This window comes from Microbulbifer aggregans (assembly GCF_020524005.1).
In the GTDB taxonomy this organism is placed as follows: Bacteria; Pseudomonadota; Gammaproteobacteria; order Pseudomonadales; family Cellvibrionaceae; genus Microbulbifer; species Microbulbifer aggregans_A.
Genome location: NZ_JAIVKK010000008.1, coordinates 65,261 through 84,292 on the forward strand (window position 1 = coordinate 65,261; position 19,032 = coordinate 84,292).

At 56.9% G+C, this 19,032-nt stretch carries 11 protein-coding genes; 5 read left to right on the forward strand and 6 right to left on the reverse strand.

All coding sequences use genetic code 11. From position 1 onward, the window contains the following. Positions 1 to 118: 118 nt before the first annotated feature. From LC093_RS14875 to LC093_RS14885, 3 genes are read left to right on the forward strand one after another with little or no spacing between them, the layout of a single operon-like run. Positions 119 to 928 (forward strand): CheR family methyltransferase, encoded by an 810-nt coding sequence (locus LC093_RS14875; RefSeq protein WP_226666422.1) that lies wholly within the window; start codon positions 119 to 121, stop codon positions 926 to 928. Further along, positions 925 to 6,801 carry a non-ribosomal peptide synthetase gene (locus LC093_RS14880; protein WP_226666424.1) on the forward strand — a complete coding sequence of 1,959 codons (5,877 nt, stop codon included), beginning with the start codon at positions 925 to 927 and terminating at the stop codon, positions 6,799 to 6,801. Before LC093_RS14875 ends, LC093_RS14880 begins: the two co-directional genes overlap by 4 nt. A 47-nt stretch (positions 6,802 to 6,848) precedes the next feature. After that, on the forward strand, positions 6,849 to 8,117 hold the full coding sequence (locus LC093_RS14885) for a GNAT family N-acetyltransferase (RefSeq protein ID WP_226666425.1): 1,269 nt from the start codon (positions 6,849 to 6,851) through the stop codon (positions 8,115 to 8,117). A gap of 24 nt (positions 8,118 to 8,141) precedes the next feature. Here LC093_RS14885 and LC093_RS14890 read toward each other — a convergent pair whose 3' ends face one another. The 5 genes from LC093_RS14890 to LC093_RS14910 form a co-directional block, all read right to left on the reverse strand. Beyond that, on the reverse strand, positions 8,142 to 8,987 hold the full coding sequence (locus tag LC093_RS14890) for a hypothetical protein (protein WP_226666428.1): 846 nt from the start codon (positions 8,985 to 8,987) through the stop codon (positions 8,142 to 8,144). 1 nt (position 8,988) lies between these two features. After that, a complete protein-coding gene (locus LC093_RS14895) occupies positions 8,989 to 9,951 on the reverse strand; it encodes a glycosyltransferase family 2 protein (RefSeq protein ID WP_226666430.1) in 963 nt (320 codons plus the stop codon). A 40-nt stretch (positions 9,952 to 9,991) separates the two neighbouring features. Next, a complete protein-coding gene (locus tag LC093_RS14900; protein WP_226666432.1) occupies positions 9,992 to 11,338 on the reverse strand; it encodes a hypothetical protein in 1,347 nt (448 codons plus the stop codon). Positions 11,339 to 11,396: 58 nt separating this feature from the next. Next, entirely contained in the window at positions 11,397 to 12,671 is a 1,275-nt protein-coding gene (locus tag LC093_RS14905; RefSeq protein WP_226666441.1) for a Coenzyme F420 hydrogenase/dehydrogenase, beta subunit C-terminal domain, read from the reverse strand. Between the two features lie 185 nt (positions 12,672 to 12,856). Beyond that, the gene (locus tag LC093_RS14910) at positions 12,857 to 14,140 is read right to left on the reverse strand and encodes a polysaccharide pyruvyl transferase family protein (protein WP_226666451.1); all 1,284 of its coding nucleotides are present in this window, start codon (positions 14,138 to 14,140) and stop codon (positions 12,857 to 12,859) included. A gap of 351 nt (positions 14,141 to 14,491) precedes the next feature. Between LC093_RS14910 and LC093_RS14915 the strand changes: the two genes are divergently transcribed. Together LC093_RS14915 and LC093_RS14920 are read left to right on the forward strand one after the other, a co-directional pair. Beyond that, on the forward strand, positions 14,492 to 15,991 hold the full coding sequence (locus LC093_RS14915; protein ID WP_226666453.1) for an oligosaccharide flippase family protein: 1,500 nt from the start codon (positions 14,492 to 14,494) through the stop codon (positions 15,989 to 15,991). Further along, positions 15,945 to 17,435 carry a hypothetical protein gene (locus LC093_RS14920; protein ID WP_226666455.1) on the forward strand — a complete coding sequence of 497 codons (1,491 nt, stop codon included), beginning with the start codon at positions 15,945 to 15,947 and terminating at the stop codon, positions 17,433 to 17,435. Before LC093_RS14915 ends, LC093_RS14920 begins: the two co-directional genes overlap by 47 nt. Before the next feature lie 41 nt (positions 17,436 to 17,476). On the opposite strand, the gene LC093_RS14925 is transcribed toward LC093_RS14920, so the two are convergent. After that, positions 17,477 to 18,928 carry a right-handed parallel beta-helix repeat-containing protein gene (locus tag LC093_RS14925; RefSeq protein WP_226666458.1) on the reverse strand — a complete coding sequence of 484 codons (1,452 nt, stop codon included), beginning with the start codon at positions 18,926 to 18,928 and terminating at the stop codon, positions 17,477 to 17,479. Positions 18,929 to 19,032 lie beyond the last annotated feature (104 nt).

Consider the following 19,032-nt stretch of genomic DNA (forward strand, 5'->3'; position numbering starts at 1 on the left):
ATCCGCGCCACGCTCCGGAATCAACAGGCGAAAACTATCCCGCCGGTAATTTCCGGTTATCGAACACTTGTTTCACGAAAATTTTTGCCAGGAACAGCAAAGACAGGGAGCCTTTTACATGGAAAGTCCGTCTCGTTTTAAAAACCTTGTCCGGCATATAAAGCATTGGTTCATCGTCAAAACCTCTCCGCGTAAAAATCGCGTTTACACCCAGTTCTACCGCTTCCCGCATCAGTACCGCGTGCTGGTAGAGCAAGTAGTGCCACAGATGACCGACACCAAAGGCGCGCCTTTGCGCATTCTGGTATTTGGCTGCTGCAGCGGCGCGGAACCCATTTCACTATCCGCCGTATTGCGCCGCAATTTCCCGCAGCTGGAATACCGTATAGAAGCATTTGACATAGTGCCATCGGTGATCGAGCGCGCGCAGAATCCCTGTTACAGCCGCGACGAGGTATACCAGGGCCCCTTCGTCAGTGAGACATTTGTCAGTGAAACATTCGATCTGGCAGACGATGCCTACCGGGTAAAACCGGAAATCCTGCAGACCATATCATTCCATGTCGGCGACATGCTGGATGCAAATTTTATCGATGAGCTGGGCCAGGCGGATCTGGTGTTTGCACAGAATGTCCTGTTCCACCTGCCGGCGCAAAATGCGCGCCGCGCTTTTGCCAACTTGCAATGCTTACTAAAACCGGGCGCCGCATTGTTCGTAAACGGTATGGACACCGATATGCGCGTGCAACTGACAAAGAAATTCCAGCTGCAACCGGAAGCCTACCTGATCGAGGAAATTCACAACGATGCCCGCCAGGACCGCGGCGATTCATGGGCCGGCGCCTACTGGGGCAGAAAGCCGTTCAGCCGGCGTTCCCGCGAATGGATTCGTGAACACTGCACCATTTACCGCAAGGCCAGCGTATGAATATCGTCGAGGAATATTCGCAGAAATCTCGCCACTTCAGCCTTCAGGACACCGAGCTGTCGGTCGCGCGACGCTTTGAAAAACAGGTGGCCCTGCACGGCGAACGACTCGCAATTACCGACGCCAACGCCTCGCTCAGCTACAGCGCCCTCAATCAACTCGCCAATGTCATGGCGCGAAAGATCCTCGCCCATGCGCCGGCCGGCGAACCGGTGCGTATTGCGCTGTTTCTGGAAAAGGGGATCGCCCAGATCGCAGCCATTCTGGCGGTACTCAAGTGCGGGCACGCCTATGTTCCGATAGACCCCGCCTTCCCCACCGAGCGCAACCGGTATATCTACCGGGAATCGCAAGCCGCGTTGATCCTGAGCAACGGTGCCAACCGCTCGGTAGCCTCCGCACTCGCCGACAATAGCGTATACATTCTCGATCTCGACGATATTCCCGACCATACCCCCAGTGAGAACCTCGATATCGAAGTAGCGCCGGATGCACTGGCCTACATCATCTATACCTCTGGTTCCACTGGCCGTCCCAAGGGCGTGGTACAGAACAACCGCAATCTGCTGCACGGCTGCATGCGTCGCAGTAACCTGCAGAAGGTGGTGCCCCATGATCACATGACCCTGTTTTATTCCTGCAGTGTCATCGCTTCGGTCTACTGTATTTTCGGCGCGCTGCTTAACGGCGCCGCCATCTTTCCCTACGATTTCCATCGCGACGGGGTGGACAACCTGGGAGACTGGCTGAAGTCCAGGCGCATTACGATCTACCATTCGGTCGCGTCCCTGTTTCGGGAGTTCGCCGCCCAGTACCACGGGCCGGGCGATGTGTTCAGCATCCGCCTGGTCACCTTTGGCGGTGAGCGCGTGCTCACCAGCGACGTGGAGCTGGCGCGCAGGGTATTCACTTCGGATATCGAGTTCTATACCGGTCTCGGCTCCACCGAGACCGGCACTATCCGCTATTTTCACATCGGCCCCGACACCCGGCTCGAGGGCGACGTGGTGCCGATCGGCTACCCGGTTGAAGGCGTTGAAGTAGTACTGCTCGGCGACGACGGGCAGGAGGTAGCCCAGGGCGAAATCGGGGAAATTACAGCGCGTAGCCGTTACCTGGCTCAGGGTTACTGGCAAAACCCGGAAGCAACAGCGAAGTCCTTCGGCATCGACCCGGCGGATCCCGGCATCATCATCTACCGCACCGGCGACCTGGGACAAATGGACCCGGACGGACTTATCCACCACCGCGGACGCAAAGATTTTCAGGTAAAAATTCGCGGTTTTCGTGTGGAGGTGGGGGAAGTCGAGGCGCGCCTGCTGGCACACCCACAAATCGCCGAAGCCGTGGTCGTGGCCCGCGATGTCCGGGGCGAACTGCAATTGGTTGCCTATCTGGTGCCCGAGCAGGATACGGAAAGCGGCGCATCGCCGAACGTACAGCAACTGCGTGATTACCTCGCCGAACAGCTCACCTATTACATGATTCCGACGTTGTATGTACGCCTGGGCAGCCTGCCAAAAACTCCGAACAACAAGGTGGACCGCAATGCGCTACCGGCACCGGACGACGACAACCAGTTACCAGGCGCCCCTAGGATCGAAGCCCAGGGGCGCACGGAGGAATATCTTGTAGAATTCTGCAAAGAATTGCTCAACCGCGACACCATCAGTGTGGGCGAAAACTTTTTCGCTCTCGGCGGACATTCACTGAACGCCGCTCAACTGCTCGCACGCATCAATGAGCAGTTCGGCACCAGCCTGGATATGCGCAGTATTTTCGAGGCTGGCGACCTGCGCGCACTTGCAGAGAAGATCGATCACGCTGTTTCCACAACAACGGCAACGGTCGGCGACACCATCAAAGCCAACCATGCCGAAGGCAATGCACTGGTCGCCGCTCCCCGCGGCACGCGTATCCCACTCAGTTCGGCACAGAAGCGCATGTGGCTGTCAGAACAGCTGTGGGGCAACAGCAGCGCCTACCAGATTTCCAATACCGTGCACCTGAGAGGTCCACTGGACAGCAGTGCGCTGGAACAGGCGCTGAATGCCGTAGTCGCGCGCCACGATATTCTGCGCACCTGTTTTCCTGTTGACGAGGAAGGCCCCCGGCAACAGGTTCTGGCGAGCGGCGACGTCCCTCTTCCCGTGTCCAGATTGCGCGCCCGTCCACGCAACCGCTGCACCACCCGCGTTGCCAAATATCACGGGCGGCGGATGGATAAGCAGACACTGGCCTCGGGCCCACTGTTTCGTGCGCGGCTGCTACAAATCGATGACGATGCCGCTATTTTGGCGCTGACGTTTCACCACATCATCTACGACAATATCTGGTCCAGTGGCATCTTCTTTCGCGAGCTGGGTTACTTCTACCAGGCACTTGTCCAACAGTGCCCGGCGTCACTGCCCTCCCTGCCATTCCAGTTTGCCGACTATGCGCACTGGGAACAGCAGCGCAGTAACAGTACCCACAATCAGGAGCAAATGGACTACTGGCGGCAGCAGCTCACCGATGTCCCGGGACCGCTTGAACTCCCCACGGATCATCCGCGCCCCGAAACGGCGGACTTCAGTGGCGGTCAGGAAACATTTCATGTTCCGGCCTCACTGTCTGCCGCACTACATGCGCTCGCACGACAGGAGTCTGTCACGCCGTTTATGCTGCTGCTCGCCGCCTGGCAGTTACTGCTTCACCGCTACACCCAGCAATCGGACATCATTGTGGGCACGCCCAGCGGACGGCGCCAACATACCCAGACGGAATCGGTGATCGGGCTCTTTATCAACACCCTGGTATTACGTACCGATTTTTCCGGGCAGCCGGATTTCCGCACCCTGCTACAGAAGGTTCGCGAGACCACCATCGACGCGTTTGCCAACGACCAGGTCCCCTTTGAAGAGTTGGTCGCAACACTGAATCCACCCCGCGGCACCGGTGAATCCCCGTTCTTCCGGCACTTGTTCATTCACCGCAAAGTGCCGGCGGACCACTGGCAGATTCCGGGACTCGAAGTCACGCCGCTGAACAGTCACAGTGGCGGGGCAAAATTCGATCTCACCCTGTCGGTGCTTGAAAACGACGAAGCCTTATGCGGCACACTCGAATACCGGCGCGCGCTGTTCGACCGCGAAACCGCCGCCAGCCTTTGCCAGAACTTTGTCCAGTTGCTGACCAGTATTGTGGAAACGCCAGATTGCCCGGCGACAAAACTGTCCATCGTGGCGCCGACGGAGCGCAAACGGCTGTGCACCGAGTGGAACCAGAGTGCAATGACACTACCTCCGCAGTGCACGGTGACAGCACTGTTCGAGCAGCAGGTACAGGCGTGCAGCGAGCGCACGGCCCTGAGTGACCAAATCGAACACCTTAGCTATCAACAGTTAAACGAGCGTGCTGATGGCATCGCACAGCAGCTGCTGGCGCGTGGCTTACGCAAGGGAGAGCGGGTAGCCGTATGTATGGCCCGCTCCGCGGATCTCGTGGCCGCACTGCTCGCCGTATGGAAGACGGGCGCAGCCTTTGTGCCTCTGGACCCGATGTTTCCCGCCGAGCGCCTCGCCTACATACTGCAGGACAGTGCAGCAGCGCTGCTGATAAGTGATACCGAGAGCCGGTGTACACTCGGAGACCTGACCAGCTTCGGCGGCGAAATATTCCTGCTGGATGATCACACGTCGCCACTGGAAAACGCCGCAACGCACATATCATCTCCGCCGGCAGGCCCCGACGACCCCGCTTACGTGATCTACACCTCCGGTTCCACCGGCAACCCCAAGGGTGTGCAGATTTCCCAGCGTAGCCTGGTGAACTTCCTCAGCTCCATGCAGGCAAAACCAGGATTTTCTGCGGACGACTCATTGCTCGCCGTCACCACCGTATGTTTCGATATCGCCATGCTGGAACTCTTCCTGCCCCTGTTGAGCGGCGGGCGTTTGGTGATTCAGGACTGGCGGCAGTCGCGCAATCCCCAGGCGATTCTAGATGCCCTGCAGCGCGAGAATATCACCGCGATGCAGGCCACCCCTTCCACCTGGCGCATGCTGCTCGACCACGGCTGGCAGGGAGATCCGGCCGTGCGTGTTCTGTGCGGCGGGGAGGCGATGGGACGCGACCTGGCGACGCGCCTGCTCGACTGCGGCCTGGATATCTGGAACCTCTATGGCCCTACTGAAACCACCATCTGGTCTTCCATCAACCCGATTCATAAAGCGGATGATGCCGCCTGTATCGGCGGTCCCATCGCCAATACCAGCCTCTACGTACTGGACCCGGCTGCGCAGTTGCTACCGGTGGGGGTTCCCGGTGAACTGTGTATCGGCGGCGAGGGACTGGCAACCGGATACCTGAATCGAGCAGAGCTTACCCGCGAAAAGTTCTTTCACTGCGAGGCTCTCAATGGCGAGCGGCTGTATCGCACCGGTGATCTGGTTGTACGCCACCGCGACGGGCGTATCGAATATCTGGGACGTATGGATCACCAGGTAAAAATCCGTGGCTTCCGGGTCGAAGTCGGTGAGATAGAAGCGCTGTTGGCCGAGGATCCCGCGATACGCCAGAGTGTAGTGATTGCCCACGATGACGATTGCGGCGGCAAATACCTGGCGGCCTACCTGATCGCCGCCAACACCGCCGAGCCGAACAGTGAAGTCCTGCGCAGCACACTGCGAAATTCACTGCCGGAATATATGGTTCCCAGCACCTTTATCACCCTGAGCGAGTTCCCCCTGACGCCCAACGGCAAGGTAGACCGCAAGGCATTCCCGCCGCCATCCGCCACCGGGGAAACGCTGGCGAACAGCTCGGACAAGCGGTTGCGCGGGAATTCTGCTGAAATTACCGAAGGAGTCACAACAAGTCCGGCGGCACACATTGCAGATATCACCGCATCGATTCGCGGAGTTTTCGAAGCCCAACTCAAATCACCGGTATCTTCCGACGAAGCCAGCTTCTTCGATCTCGGTGGACATTCCCTGTCAGCATTGAATGCCATCGGCAAGCTCAACGCGCTCCTCGGCCTCGAGTTGCCTCCCACCCTGCTGTTTGATTTCCCGAGTGTAACGGCACTGGCACAGGCCGTTGTGAAACTTCGCGATGGACAATCCGAACAACAGGTGCTGGCCGAGGCGGGCGTGGATCCGAAAACCGAACAACAGGTCAACGATATACTCGCAAGGCTACAGCGTCACCGAGACGCAGAAGACCTGCCGCAATTTCCTCACGGCATGAAAATGCGTCGCTCCTGGTTCGCGGCCCGCGTGTTGGCGCCGCTATATGCGATACCGCGGATCATGGTTCGCAAGCCGGTGCAGAGGCTGATTCTCAAGTTGGAAGGCGGTTCTACGTTGAGCCTTACGATGCGCGAGCTTTACCGCAAACACTTTAATATCGATGTGGGTGATTTCAGCAGCGTCACCTTTGATCCGGTCAACCTTAAGTCCTCCACCCGCATCGGCAAATACTGCACCATTTACCGTACCGCACGCTTTCAGAATGCCGACCATCCGCGCAACACCCTCTCGACTCATGGCATTTTCTACTACGCCGGGATGGGGTTCAGCTCCGGCTATGCCCTCGACCGTGTCAACCTTGAAGTGGGCAACGATGTATGGATTGGCGATGGAGCCAAAATACTCTACCCCACACGTAAAATTGGCGATGGTGCAGTGATCGCCGCCGGCGCCATCGTTATTGACGATGTCCCCCCTTACGCCGTGGTCGCTGGCTATCCCGCGCAGGTAGTGCGCTACCGTTTCTCACACGACACCATCGCCAAGTTGCTGGAACTCAAGTGGTGGGAGATGTCCGGTACCGAGCTGCACCACAGCAGACGCGAATTCCTCAAACCTCTGGAAGGCGAAAAAATCCGCTAACCGATCGATGATCGCTGACCAAATAAAGGGCTCAGCAAGGAGATGGCATGGCTATGGATGCAGAGACCGGGGATACGGAAATAGAAGTCTCGAGTATCAACGCGAGTAAAACAAACCGCGACAGGATCCCGAAGAGCCCAACCGGAACCGAGCCCCCTCCCCTTGTCGCCCGTGAAACCGTCGCCGCACGTGCGCTGCTGGAATCGTGGGAACACAGTGAACAGCAGCGTGATAGCGAGCCCTATCCCATCTATGCCTCTGCCGAATTTTTCTTTCCCTTCCTGGAAGACAATGCATCCTATCGGGCGCCACACATAGCATTATGGGAACATCAGGGAGCGCCAGCGGGTATTCTGGTTGGCCGTATAATGGTGGCGCGTCCCAAGCGGGCTCTGGGCCCTGTAGCTATCCCCATGCCGCAACTGACTACACTGGAAATCCTGCACGGTGGACTGGAATCCAACTCAACGGAAGTCGCGCACCGTCAGCTGGAATACCTTCGCCAACTCCTCGCGTCCGCGGAGGTAGATTGCATATCCATCCATCATCTGCCCGCAAATAGCGAAGCGGGGAACCTGCTGTGTAGCGGGCTACGAGCCCCAGGTGATGGCAACCCCACCCGCTCGCGACGCTGGTTGATCCAACTCACCGACGCCAACGGGCAACCGCTCTCCAGCAACTCGTCGAAAACCCGAAGTTCCTTTCGTCGCCAGGACCGCAAGCTGGAAGAAGCCTTCGAAGGGCGTGTATGTGTGCGGGAAGTACGTACAGCAGAAGAGGTATCCGCCTTTATCGAGGCCGCCGCCACTATCAGTGAGCACAGCTACCACGGCGGCATGGGTGTAGGTGTGTGCAACAACGAGCACTGGCGAAGAATTCTTAACATAGTCGCCGCCAGTGGCAATCTTCGCGGCTACCTGCTGAACGCAAATGGGATCAATATCGCCTATGGCGTTGGAGCGGTTTATCGCGGCACGTTCAATGCCATGGCAACCTCATTCCTGCCTGAGTACCGGACGGTGCGGCCAGGTACTTTTCTACTCCGACGCACAATCGAGCGATTACAAAACGAAGGCATTCACTGGTTTGACTTCGGCTACGGTGGGGCTGCCTACAAGGAACTCTACGGCAACCATTGCGAAGAAGAAGCGACATATCACCTTTACGCCCACTCGCGCGCCGCGACCATCGCCCGTTTTACAGATGCCCTCGTGCTATCGATAAACCGTGGTGCCCGGCGGTTGCTGGCGTCGGCCGGCGTACTGGATCGCCTGCGTCAACTCTGGCGACGAAGCCTGGAGCGGTTCGCCCGTTAGCCCGCATGCCGCCGGGTGACCGAATCAGGAAACCTGGCGGCTGGACTCATCACGGTGCCAGCGATAATGCGCATAGCGCCCCTGATAGCGCAGCGCATTGGCGTAGGCGATCAGGTTAACCGCGTAGTACACCAGTAATTCCCACAGCGACGGCCGCTCGGTGAAGGTAGGTGTCCCGCGCGCGATGGGAACGCTGCAGCTCTTCAGGTGAGCCAACTGCAATTTTCCCAACTTGCTGCGCGTTTTAATTCTGAGTAAATCCAGGAAATTACCCGGCGTGCTAACTTCACTCAATGCCTGTTCACACACGGCAATATTCTGGTAGGCAAATAGCGCGCGGATATACCCATCATCGGAAATAATATCGGGGAACAGGGTAAATGCCTCCCGCGCCGACCGGTTCAGGGCGTAGACACCGGCCCCGTATCCGTATTCACTGAAAAAACGGGTTTTCTTCCACGCTCTGTAATATGCCCTGACCAGGCGGCTGCTGTGTGCCGTATCCAGCAGTCCCCGCGGGGCAACAACCAGAGGCTCACTGGTGCCGTCACAGACCTCGATCAGCTGCACCAGCGAAGCCCGCCCGATATTTACATCCGCGTCCACATAAATACGCGGAAACCCCAGCCCTGTAGCTTCCGCCTCGTTCAGTGCGCACGTTTTACCCGCACGCTCGATATCCAGGCAATGCACCAGCGGGAAACTATCGCGCACTATCGAAACTGTATTATCACTGCAACCGTTACAGGCAACAGTTACCGAATAAAGCCCATCGACTACGCCGGAATATATGGCCTGCAGCAACCTGTAAATAATGGACTCTTCATTGTGTGCGGGAATAATCACCGCCGGCTTGGTTTTATCAGGCATATCAGAGTTTCCACTGTCGTTGGCTGGCTATGAAATTTCGCCAAAGATCGCGCCGCGAAACAAAACGCGAGTCGCCCAGGGAAAGCACCGCGAATCCGAGGAAGCGCAGCTGGCTTCCCAGCGCAATCAACCGGCGTGCCACAGCTACCTTCAGGGCAGAGCCATGCTTGTGGAAATACCTGACTTTAGAGCGGTAAAGATGGTTGAGTTTATTGAAACCTGACAGAGTCTGACTGCCCGCATGCATGATCAGTGCGCGCTCGGTCACCCGCGGTCGCGCCCCCAAACAGCGAGCTCGACGGCAAAGGTCGATTTCTTCCGAGTACAGAAAGAAATCCTCATCGAAGCCATCAAGCCGCCGGAACAGCGTATGATCAATCAACAGGAAACACCCGGAAATCGCGTCCACTTCGCCACTTTTCTGCAACGACCGCCGGGAATAACCACCACTGGTGCGACCGAGTACCCGGCTGAATAGCCTGTCGAGACCGAGACTCCAGCACACAAGGTCGAGCAGTGCAGGCTCACGCCAGGCTGACTTTCCATCCAACTCGCCCTGTGTATTGCAGGTAAAGCCGCCCCAGATACCACAATGGGGATTTTCCCGCGCAAACGTTAACAGGTTGCTCAAGCTGTCGTGCTGCAAGCGCACATCCGGATTCAGAAAAAGGATTGGCGCCTTATTAGCGTCAGTTTTCGTACCCAGGTTTGTAATCGCGCGGGCACCCAGATTACAACCGGCGGCGAAGCCCAGGTTGTGCTCGGATTCAATAAGATGGATTCGCGGCAACTGAAGCGCGCGCAGGAGAGTGCGTGAATCATCGCTGGAAGCATTGTCCACCACAAAAAAATTGATGGATTCGAGAGGGAGATCCCCTTCGACAATATCCGCCAGTAAACGACAGATTTCCACCCCGCAGTTGTAACAGACAATCACGATATTGAGTTCAGAAGATCTCTGCACGCCTATACCTCAACCAGGTAAATTGGACACTACGCTAGCGTCATGTGCTGGCGGCTGCCGCCACAGCTGCGCCGGGCCGCACTGGCGCTCGCTGCGGATGTCTCACTTCACTGACCGCGGCAACGGCACCGACAAACAGATAGAAAATGCATACCATCTGGCCAAAATAGGAAACCGCAAGAAAACTGACACAATGCACAAAGAGCGTTACCGCCATACCCCACAGAAGCCGGCTCTCGGCCACAGTCGTAGCCAGGCGCTGCGCGCGCCCGATTCGCATAAACAATACAAATAAAAACGCAAGAAATAGCAGCAGCTGAACAATGCCACCGTTCACGCCCTCAAGAACATACTGATTGGTAATATCCTGCAGCCCCCAACCCCAATGCCCTGTCGTATTAGTGCCGAATGCCCACCACTCACTAAAATGATTGATCGCCTGCTGGATAAGATTGTAGCGATGCCAGCCGGTGGAACCGCCGGCAATATCGATGCGGGAAATCAGGTGCCAAACAGACATTTCCATCGACAGCTGTAAAATCAGTAATACCGCTGCCATAGCCATAAACATCGGTCGCATATAGCGGCGCCAGGCATAAAGTGCGAGCCCGATATATCCACACATCAATGCGACGACCGGCGTACTGGAGGCCGAAGCAACAACAATCAACGGCATCGCGACGATCGCAGCGCTGATCAACAGACGTGCACCGGTTTTCCCCTGCCACAGAGCAATGAGACATGGCACTATGGTTGCCCAGCAAATACCAGCCATAATCGGGTGCGAAAACGGTCCCTGCGCGCGCAGGCGGCCATTGCGCAACATGGTTTCTTCAGGCACACCGCCAAATATTGAAAACAGGTTCCGGCCGCTAAGTTGCTCAAGCGCAAAGAATGCAAGCATTGGGATCGATACCACCGCGAAACACAGCAGCACTCGACGCATATCCTGATAAGAACGCAAATAGGCTCGCCCCAGCAGATAGGCCCCAAACGTATCGATGGCACCACCAGCGCTGGTGACCACCCCGGCGAGGCCGCCGCTTAAAACCCCCGTAGCCAGCAGGCTCCACGCAGCCGCAAGCGCGATTAACGTGTCCGGCATGCCCCAGCGTATCGTACGCAACTGGCCATGCAGCATCGCCACAAACAACGTGGCAAGAATCATGATGCGTACAAAGGTAAAGTCGAGAGAGAGGATGGCGATACGCTGAGCGCCAGGTAGCGCTACCGCGATCAGCATTAATGGCAGCAAATGATAGCGCCTTGGGAGAATCAGCAACGCACCAATCGCGCACAAAAGCATTGCGAGCCCAATCGGGTGCACTACCGTCTGATCGGCCCAGAGCGACCCACCAAAGTGCTCCGGCATTACCCGTTCATTCATCGACTGTTACCTCCAGTGCGACGTGCGTAAAAAATTATTGATGGCTGGAACCTTGAAGTCATCTGGAGGCTCCCGTAACCGGATGTCGCAAGCGCTTTCTATAGATGCGTTTCACCGTACCGAATATCGAGCGCGCCTTGTCGACAAAATTGAGCTCGCGCCACCAGAAAGGAAAGAGCGTAAAACCGGAAAAGCGTGGCACCGCGGCGCCAAACAAACGCAGGGTGTGCAACCGCGCCCACAGACTGCCGCGTGCCGCCAGAAGATTGGGCTGTGATCGGGGCAGCAAGCTGGCCTCGCGCTTGGTCACGGTCAGGTAACCGGCGGCAATGGCACCGTCGAGAATCTGCTGCCCGCGCGGCGTACGCGCCACAATCAGTGAGCTACCGGGCTCGCCCGGAATTATTTCCCGGTACCAGGGATCCCCAACCGCGATGTCAGCAAATTCCCCGGTGTGATCAGGACAGATGTAACAGCGCCACTGGCGGTGACGCTGAAGAAAACTCCAGGACTCGGCATAGCTCAATGTACGGCGCCGGGGTTCGCCGCCCGTCGCGATTTCGTCTGCCGGGACCATATAGTCCAGCGACCAGACACCGGGCCAACCATTGCCCCGATAGCGCAGGGCGCGAATCGATTCGGGGCTATCCGCACCCTGCATCGCGGCCAACTGCAGCGACGCACTGGTGGAAGGTACACCAGCACAGAAGAACGCGATGCTGAGTCCAAGGTTTTCATCCAGCTGGGGCGACTGTTTACGGGCAGCATTTACCGCCGCCGCATCGCACGGTTTGCCAATAAATACACACTCACCTTTGGCATCAATGATCTGCTGCAACTCTGTGCAGGGGCTGGAGGGCGCGTAGCGGGAGCCGGTCGCGGCCAGCAATGCCGCGCGGTCACGACTGAATACGGTACGGTTGCGGTATGGTTGTTCAGGATCGACACTGGTGTGCAATACACCGCGCATCTGTCGCTGTTCGAGGCAGTAGAGCGCGAGCGCGCTGGCGGCACCACCACTGGAACCGGCAAAGCGTATTTCTCCATCGCTGGCGTGGCCTTCAAGCACCTCGTATACCGGTCCCCAGGCGCTACCCAGTTCAGCGTTCAGAGCCCGATCATCTTTGTCGAAATCGTGTTCCAGGCGAGCGCCAGGGCAAGCGTGAAACGCAGCCCCGCTGGCAGCGGGCGCCCCTTCTTTCACTCGCGGCCGAATGCCCTCCTCAGGTACATCTTCCATTGCATAGCGTTCGCGCTCAAGCGCGGCGCAAACACCGCACCCGGTACACAACTGGAAATTTCTGACTTCTTCGATGGTCTTGATAATCTGCATGGACTTCCATGTCCGGCCGACAACTGCGCATTAAAAGCGACCCAGCGCAAAAACGAATGAACAACCCGTTTCGCGACTGCATCAATATTAGCAGGCTACTGACAATATATTTTCAGCAGCCAGTGAGTCCGATCATCACCGTTCTATCGGATAGAGCGGGGAAAGCTTCGCCACTCCCCGCTACCCTAGGCAGGAACAGCGGAAGGCTCCGGCGCACAACTGGCCGCGATGGCATCCATCTGCGCCCGGGCCTGTGCCAATACGCTGGGTAACCGCTGTTGCAGCGGCTGCCGCAACATCACACGCTGTTGAAATGCGTGAAAAACGCCATCCACCAGATCAGCCGTCTCCAGATTCCGCGGGTCGAACACCTGCGCCTGCTGACCACAGCTGGCAAATACACCACGGGTTTTATCGCTGTAAGCAATCGCAGCTGTGGGAACACCGGATGAGAGTGCGGCGATGGTCGAGTGCATGCGCGTTCCGCAAAACCATTGCATCTGTGCAATCACCCATTTAATTTCCATCTCGTTGTATTGGTCCTCAAGTACCTTCACGCGATCGCTGACACCCGGCCCCAGGCACGCAATCAGGTTCCGGCAGGCGCGCAAGTCAGATTCACATTGATCCGGGGACGCCTGAACATGTGGCAGCAGTAGAATATTTACCGAAGACTCCGCCAGCATTCGTTGGATCAGGCGCTTCAGCGCGAGCGGGTAGTCGGCAGTAATACCATAGCGCCGTGCCGCATCGCGACCACCGTTATAGATCAGGCCGCTTACATTAAGCCCAACGGTTTCCTCACTCTGCCCGCAAAGCCACGGCCGAAGCGAGTCATCCACTTTTGGCGGCGCCACCGCCGGCAACATAAAAGCCACATCCACCCCGCAGCGATGGCGCTCCTCGTCGAAGTCCGACCCGAGTAATTCGCGCAAGATGGCAAAGCTTTCGGTATCGCGAGCCCATGCGGAATGACACCGCCGCACTATATCTTCCGCCTGTGCGCGACTTTTTTTCTCGCGAAAAGGACCATATGTCTGGGGCAACAGGATAAGCGGACGGTTTGCGCGTAGCGCTATCAGTTTTGGTTTGGTGATCAATGCGAAACGGTGGGCACCGTACAGATCGGTAAAACTATCGCCGCCACTGATGTCGAGTACTGCGCGAGATTGTTCGATGGCCATTACTCCGGGGTTGCGAAACCCGGGTAATACCTGGCTGAGCTGCATATGCGCGAGGCTCTCGCTGCGATAGAAGCGACGACTGTTACTCAGCCCGCAGCGGCGAACTGGCCACCGTTCCGATCCAGTCTGCAAATGGTCCGTACGTATTCCACGGCCGTTGTCAAAAATGCACAAATCCACGTCAGGGATACGCTCCCTGATTCCGAGCGCAACAGAACGCGACAGAGCACTCACGCCCAGGTTGCCCGTATCCGGTGCGGCTCCAAGTAGGGAGATAACAGTCATGGACGGCCCTGTAGATTACTGATCCTGGTTATTCGTCGATACCCGTTGTCGTTGCCTGCGCTCGTATCCTTACAGCACAGACAGGCCGGCGGCGGTCCACCTCAGATTAGTGTACGAGCGACAAGTTCGCTCACAGGCCGACGCCAAAAATTCCGCTAAAAATCACCCTACAAATGGCATCGAAGCACACCCGAGCCAATTCAGTCTGTCTAAACTCAGGTGGCTTGACGCTCCTGCTACAGCGCGGGCCATCATAACTATTGCTGTACAGGCACGCCGCACGCCCGCCACCATCGGCACGTGCCCGGTAATCCCACCAGGCGAAACGAAAGGCGAAATCAGGAGCCAGCTTTGTCTGTCCGTCAGAGAATCGTGAGAGGTGCCTCGGTACTCAGCGTGAGCCAGGGCGTCGTCGCCATCAGTTCAATGCTGCGCAACATCATCATTGCGCGACACATCGATAGTGAAAATTTTGGTATTGCCACTACTTTTGCCCTCACCATTTCACTAGTGGAAATGACCAGTAACCTGGCCCTTGATCGGGTGTTGGTTCAAGACGATGAAGGCGACAGTGATGCCATGCTCGCTTCTGCTCATTTAATGCAGTTCGTGAAGGGGCTGCTACTTGCGCTACTGCTGATCCTAATCGCTGCGCCAGTAGCCAACCTGTTCGGTGTTCCGCACCTGATATATGGGTTCCAGCTAATTGCTGTGGTTCCTGCGCTACACGGGTTGATGCATTTCGACCTGGTGGTACGTCAACGGCAATTGGACTTTCTGCCGACGGCACTGTTCGATACGGTGCCGGAGCTGCTGACGCTGCTCGTCGCCTGCGCCGCTGCGCTACTGTTTGACGACTTCAGAGTGATGCTGGTGGTGATCATTCTGCAGGCACTGCTCTATGTGATCGCATCACATTTACTGGCACGGCGCCCCTATCGTTGGACGTTTAACTGGCCACTGGCGCGGCGCAAACTGCGTTTCGGCTGGCCGCTGCTGATCAACGGATTTTTGATGTTTGGTATTTTTCAGGGTGACCGCGTCATTATTGGCTCGCTGTTCGACATGCATACACTTGGCTGGTACAGCGTGGCGTTTTCCCTGTGTATGTTACCGACACTGATTTTTGCAAAGTTGAGCGCCTTCCTGCTGATGCCAGTACTCGCACGCAGCCGCGATAACCCGTTATTTTTCCGACGCTGTAGCACCCTGGCACTGACTGCCTGTACCTGCTTCGGTCTGCTGATGGTGAGCGGCTTTGCACTCGCGGGGCCAGCACTGATCCAGCTCAGTTTTGGTACGCAATATATACAGGCTTCCAGCGTGATCACGCTGCTTGGCATCATGCAGGCTCTGCGGGTTCTCAGGATCGCGCCTTCCGTTATTGCCAATAGTCAGGGGCGTACGGAAAACGCCATGATCGCGAATATATTTCGCAGTTTTTCACTGCCGCTGGCACTGTATCTTGCCCACGCCGGCTACCCTGTTCAGGCTGTGGCGGCGAGTGGTATCGCCGGGGAGGTGGTTGCTCTGGCTGTGTCGGTATATCTGGTGCCTCTCGCTGAAGGCAAGCATTTGTTCGTTCGCCGATTACTGATACTGACCAGTTGCGCGATAGCCGCCGGGGCAACAATCTTCATCTTTGATGACGCCGTACCTGAAGCAAAAGGTATTGGTGGACTACTACTGCAAGTCACCTACGGCGCAGGTGTCGCGCTGCTACTCGCAGGCACACTGGCACTCTCAGATCCCGATCTGCGCGGAGAATGCCGACGCCTGTGGCAAATACGGGGAAAACGTTTCCATGCAACTTCCAAAACAATTCCTGCTGGCGAAAACACCACGCGCTGAGCTCCCCGGCTGGCGCAAAATGGAATACCTGGACTGGTGGCTGTCCCTCGCACCAGAAGTACCATTGATAAGAGTGCGCAACAGTAGCGGCTGCGACATCGGCCTGCTTCTCGGCTGGGTATTGTGGCGAGGCCGGCTACTGGCGGACGGCGATACGGTTGAATCGAGTGCGCAAAAACAGGGCCTGCCAGAAGAATACGATGAATATGGCGGGCGCTTCATATTCCTGTTTCCCCACAATGGAGATCTCGCAGCGGTAACAGATCCCGGCGGTCTGATGTCTCTGGTTTACAGTGCAGAGCGCGGCATCGCCGCCTCGACGCCTGCGGCCATGCAATTATTAGGCGAATTACAGTGGGACGAAAAAATACGCCAAGCGTTTTCCGGTGGGAAGCGGGAGCAGTGGTATTCCTTTGGCGCAACGCCTTACGCTGGCGTGCAGCGCCTCATGCCCAATCACCGATTGACACTATCCGATTTCCGCAGCACGCGGTTCTTCCCTTTGCCCGAAGGCGATGGATTGCGCGGAAACCCGGAAATTGATACGCAGAGTGTGGCAAAGTCTATCGCCCAATGTTTGCGTACCAACGTCAAAGCGCTGGTTGATGCCGGACACAATGTAGCGCACCTCACCGGGGGCTTCGATTCCCGCATGGTATTGGCTGCATCGCGGGATTTTCGCACAAAAATGCGCTTTCAGACGGTAGCTGTGGATGACCCGCGCACGCGTCTCGACTGCCATATCGCTGCACAGATAGCCCGGGAGTTTTCCCTGGAGTATCGCAAACTGCCGTTTGTGCCCCCCGCTGAAGGTGAGATCGAGCAGTGGCTCGCCCGTACTGGCGGCTGTATCGAAGACACTGTTGCCAGCTTCTGTACCACCGCACGTGTCTACAACAGCTACTGTCACGAGATTACCGGCACCTGTGGTGAATCCATGCGCACTGCCTATTGGTACTCGGGCGATGAGCAAAAGGAAACCTTGAGTGCACGGGAGCTGATGCGCCGTTGCGAATTCGTTGAAAATGAAGTGACGGAGAATCTGGCGAAACAGTGGCTGGCGTCATTGCCATCGGGTATCAGTGTCGGCAATGCGCTCGATATCGCTTATGTGGAACTTCGCCTGGGCTGTTGGGCGGGCCCAAGTATGTACGGACACGATATCGCCCTGCCTTCTATCAGCCCATTCAACTGCGGCCGCTACTACAAAGCGCTACTCTCACTACCTGAACCGCTTCGTGCTCAAAACAGGCTGTGTCACCTGCTGATCCAATACCTGTGGCCAGAGCTATTAAGATTCCCCATCAACCGTGCACGGGGTCTGGCCAAGCTGCTCTTCCTGCAACAGGAAATCAGGCTGATGTTGCCAGCGGAACTACGGGATCACATCAAACGACTACTGCACGGCCTCCGTGGTCGCGATCGAGAGGTACTGGAAAAATAGTGGGCCATACCTATTGGCTGGCCCAAGGATTTACATTTCGGTCAATGCACTACTTCGCGGTGGGATACTGGCACATTGGCGGATTTCTCTGGTGACTGCGCCGGACCGGGCACGGGTCGTATCAGTCGACTCCGTGACACCGGCGCGCCGAGGAAACCGCTGGCCTCAAGAGGAGGAAGGAAAAACGCTGGCAACTGCGCCTCATCAACTTTCGGCAATTCGGCAGTAGGCAATGAAAGCGTAAGATCGAGCACCGATTTATCCGGGAAATTGAGATCGTTCTTCACCCTGAAGAATCCACCATCTTCCATCAGCGTCGGATGGCGCCCACAGCGCTTTCTTTCATCGACGATCAACCGGGAATCACTACTGATTGGACGTTCGCGCCATTCCTTTCCCGACCGCAGAGACCAGAACAGATTACTGCGCTCGACTGCATTTTCAGGGATTAGCGCCGCACCCAGAAAGATATTGTTGTACAGCTCCAGTCCAGACCCATCAAATCCCTCCGCGACTGAATGTACGTTTAAGGCAACATTGTATCGGTAGTGCGCATCGCCGGTGACCCCGTCGCAGTCTCCAGGACGCTTCTTGGAAAAAAAGAAATTATTGCGCAGGACGATATTGTCGCCGAGATTGTATATCCGGAGCGCACTGTTGTTCGAGGTGTCGTACAACGCATTACTCTCAATCAGGATGTTGCTGTAGGTATCGGCGTCCGAGGGCATATTTTTGGGGTACAACATCATCCCTGAAGAATTTCCAATCCCGTGCAACAGATTGCCACGCACGACAAGATCATTGGCACTGATTGCGATGATACTCTGGTGGGGACGATCAAAGGCGCGTGGGTCCTCTGGATAGCGGGTGTACTCCTCACCGGTGACATGATTGTACTCGATCAACCCGTAACGGCTGCCGCTCATGTAAATGACACCGGATGAACCTTTAACAGTAATGAAGTTACCCCGAACTGTCACATGTTCCGACTTGCGAATCAGCACACCACGAAACACCTCGTAGAGCCGGTTTCGCTCAATCAATACGTGGGCCGTGCGGCGAAGGTTTATGGCAAAAACCCCCTGGTGCGGGCCGCGCGACCAGTGATCTGAGTGCAGCACACTGTTTCGGACACGCAGGTGGCGCACATTAAATGCCTGCACCAGACGCAGGCGTCCTTCACTGTAAATTTCGAAGCCGTCAAAAGCCAGGTAAGCATCAGTAGGTTCGCGGTATTCGAGCTCGATGCCCTCGAGGCGCGGTTGTGTACCGGGCGCAGCCTTAAATTCGAGAAACTGGCTAACGTCTGGCGCCCTGCGCTCTACAAAAGCGGGATAACTACCGCCGTGGACGATAACCTGCGCGCCGCCCCTGAGCGTGCGTCGGGCTTTTTCCAGAGTGGCCCAGGGGGCAGCGGCGGAACCGTCATTCGTGTCCTTGCCGGCATTTGCATCCACATGGTACTCCGCCATCACCGTGGCACTGAGTAGCATCCCCAGCAGGATTCCGAATAGCCTGCCGAAAGATCTTCGGAGTACTTTTCGCGGAGGCTTACTGACTTGTAACGCCTTTGAAGTAGAGTCCATGGCCTGTCCTC

What these genes read in the sequence shown, in the direction of transcription:
- LC093_RS14875 (WP_226666422.1), top strand. Translation starts at nt 119, where the DNA reads ATGGAAAGTCCGTCTCGTTTTAAAAACCTTGTCCGGCATATAAAGCAT.
- LC093_RS14880 (WP_226666424.1), top strand. Translation starts at nt 925, where the DNA reads ATGAATATCGTCGAGGAATATTCGCAGAAATCTCGCCACTTCAGCCTT.
- LC093_RS14885 (WP_226666425.1), top strand. Translation starts at nt 6,849, where the DNA reads ATGGCTATGGATGCAGAGACCGGGGATACGGAAATAGAAGTCTCGAGT.
- LC093_RS14890 (WP_226666428.1), bottom strand. Translation starts at nt 8,987, where the DNA reads ATGCCTGATAAAACCAAGCCGGCGGTGATTATTCCCGCACACAATGAA.
- LC093_RS14900 (WP_226666432.1), bottom strand. Translation starts at nt 11,338, where the DNA reads ATGAATGAACGGGTAATGCCGGAGCACTTTGGTGGGTCGCTCTGGGCC.
- LC093_RS14905 (WP_226666441.1), bottom strand. Translation starts at nt 12,671, where the DNA reads ATGCAGATTATCAAGACCATCGAAGAAGTCAGAAATTTCCAGTTGTGT.
- LC093_RS14910 (WP_226666451.1), bottom strand. Translation starts at nt 14,140, where the DNA reads ATGACTGTTATCTCCCTACTTGGAGCCGCACCGGATACGGGCAACCTG.
- LC093_RS14920 (WP_226666455.1), top strand. Translation starts at nt 15,945, where the DNA reads ATGCAACTTCCAAAACAATTCCTGCTGGCGAAAACACCACGCGCTGAG.
- LC093_RS14925 (WP_226666458.1), bottom strand. Translation starts at nt 18,928, where the DNA reads ATGCTACTCAGTGCCACGGTGATGGCGGAGTACCATGTGGATGCAAAT.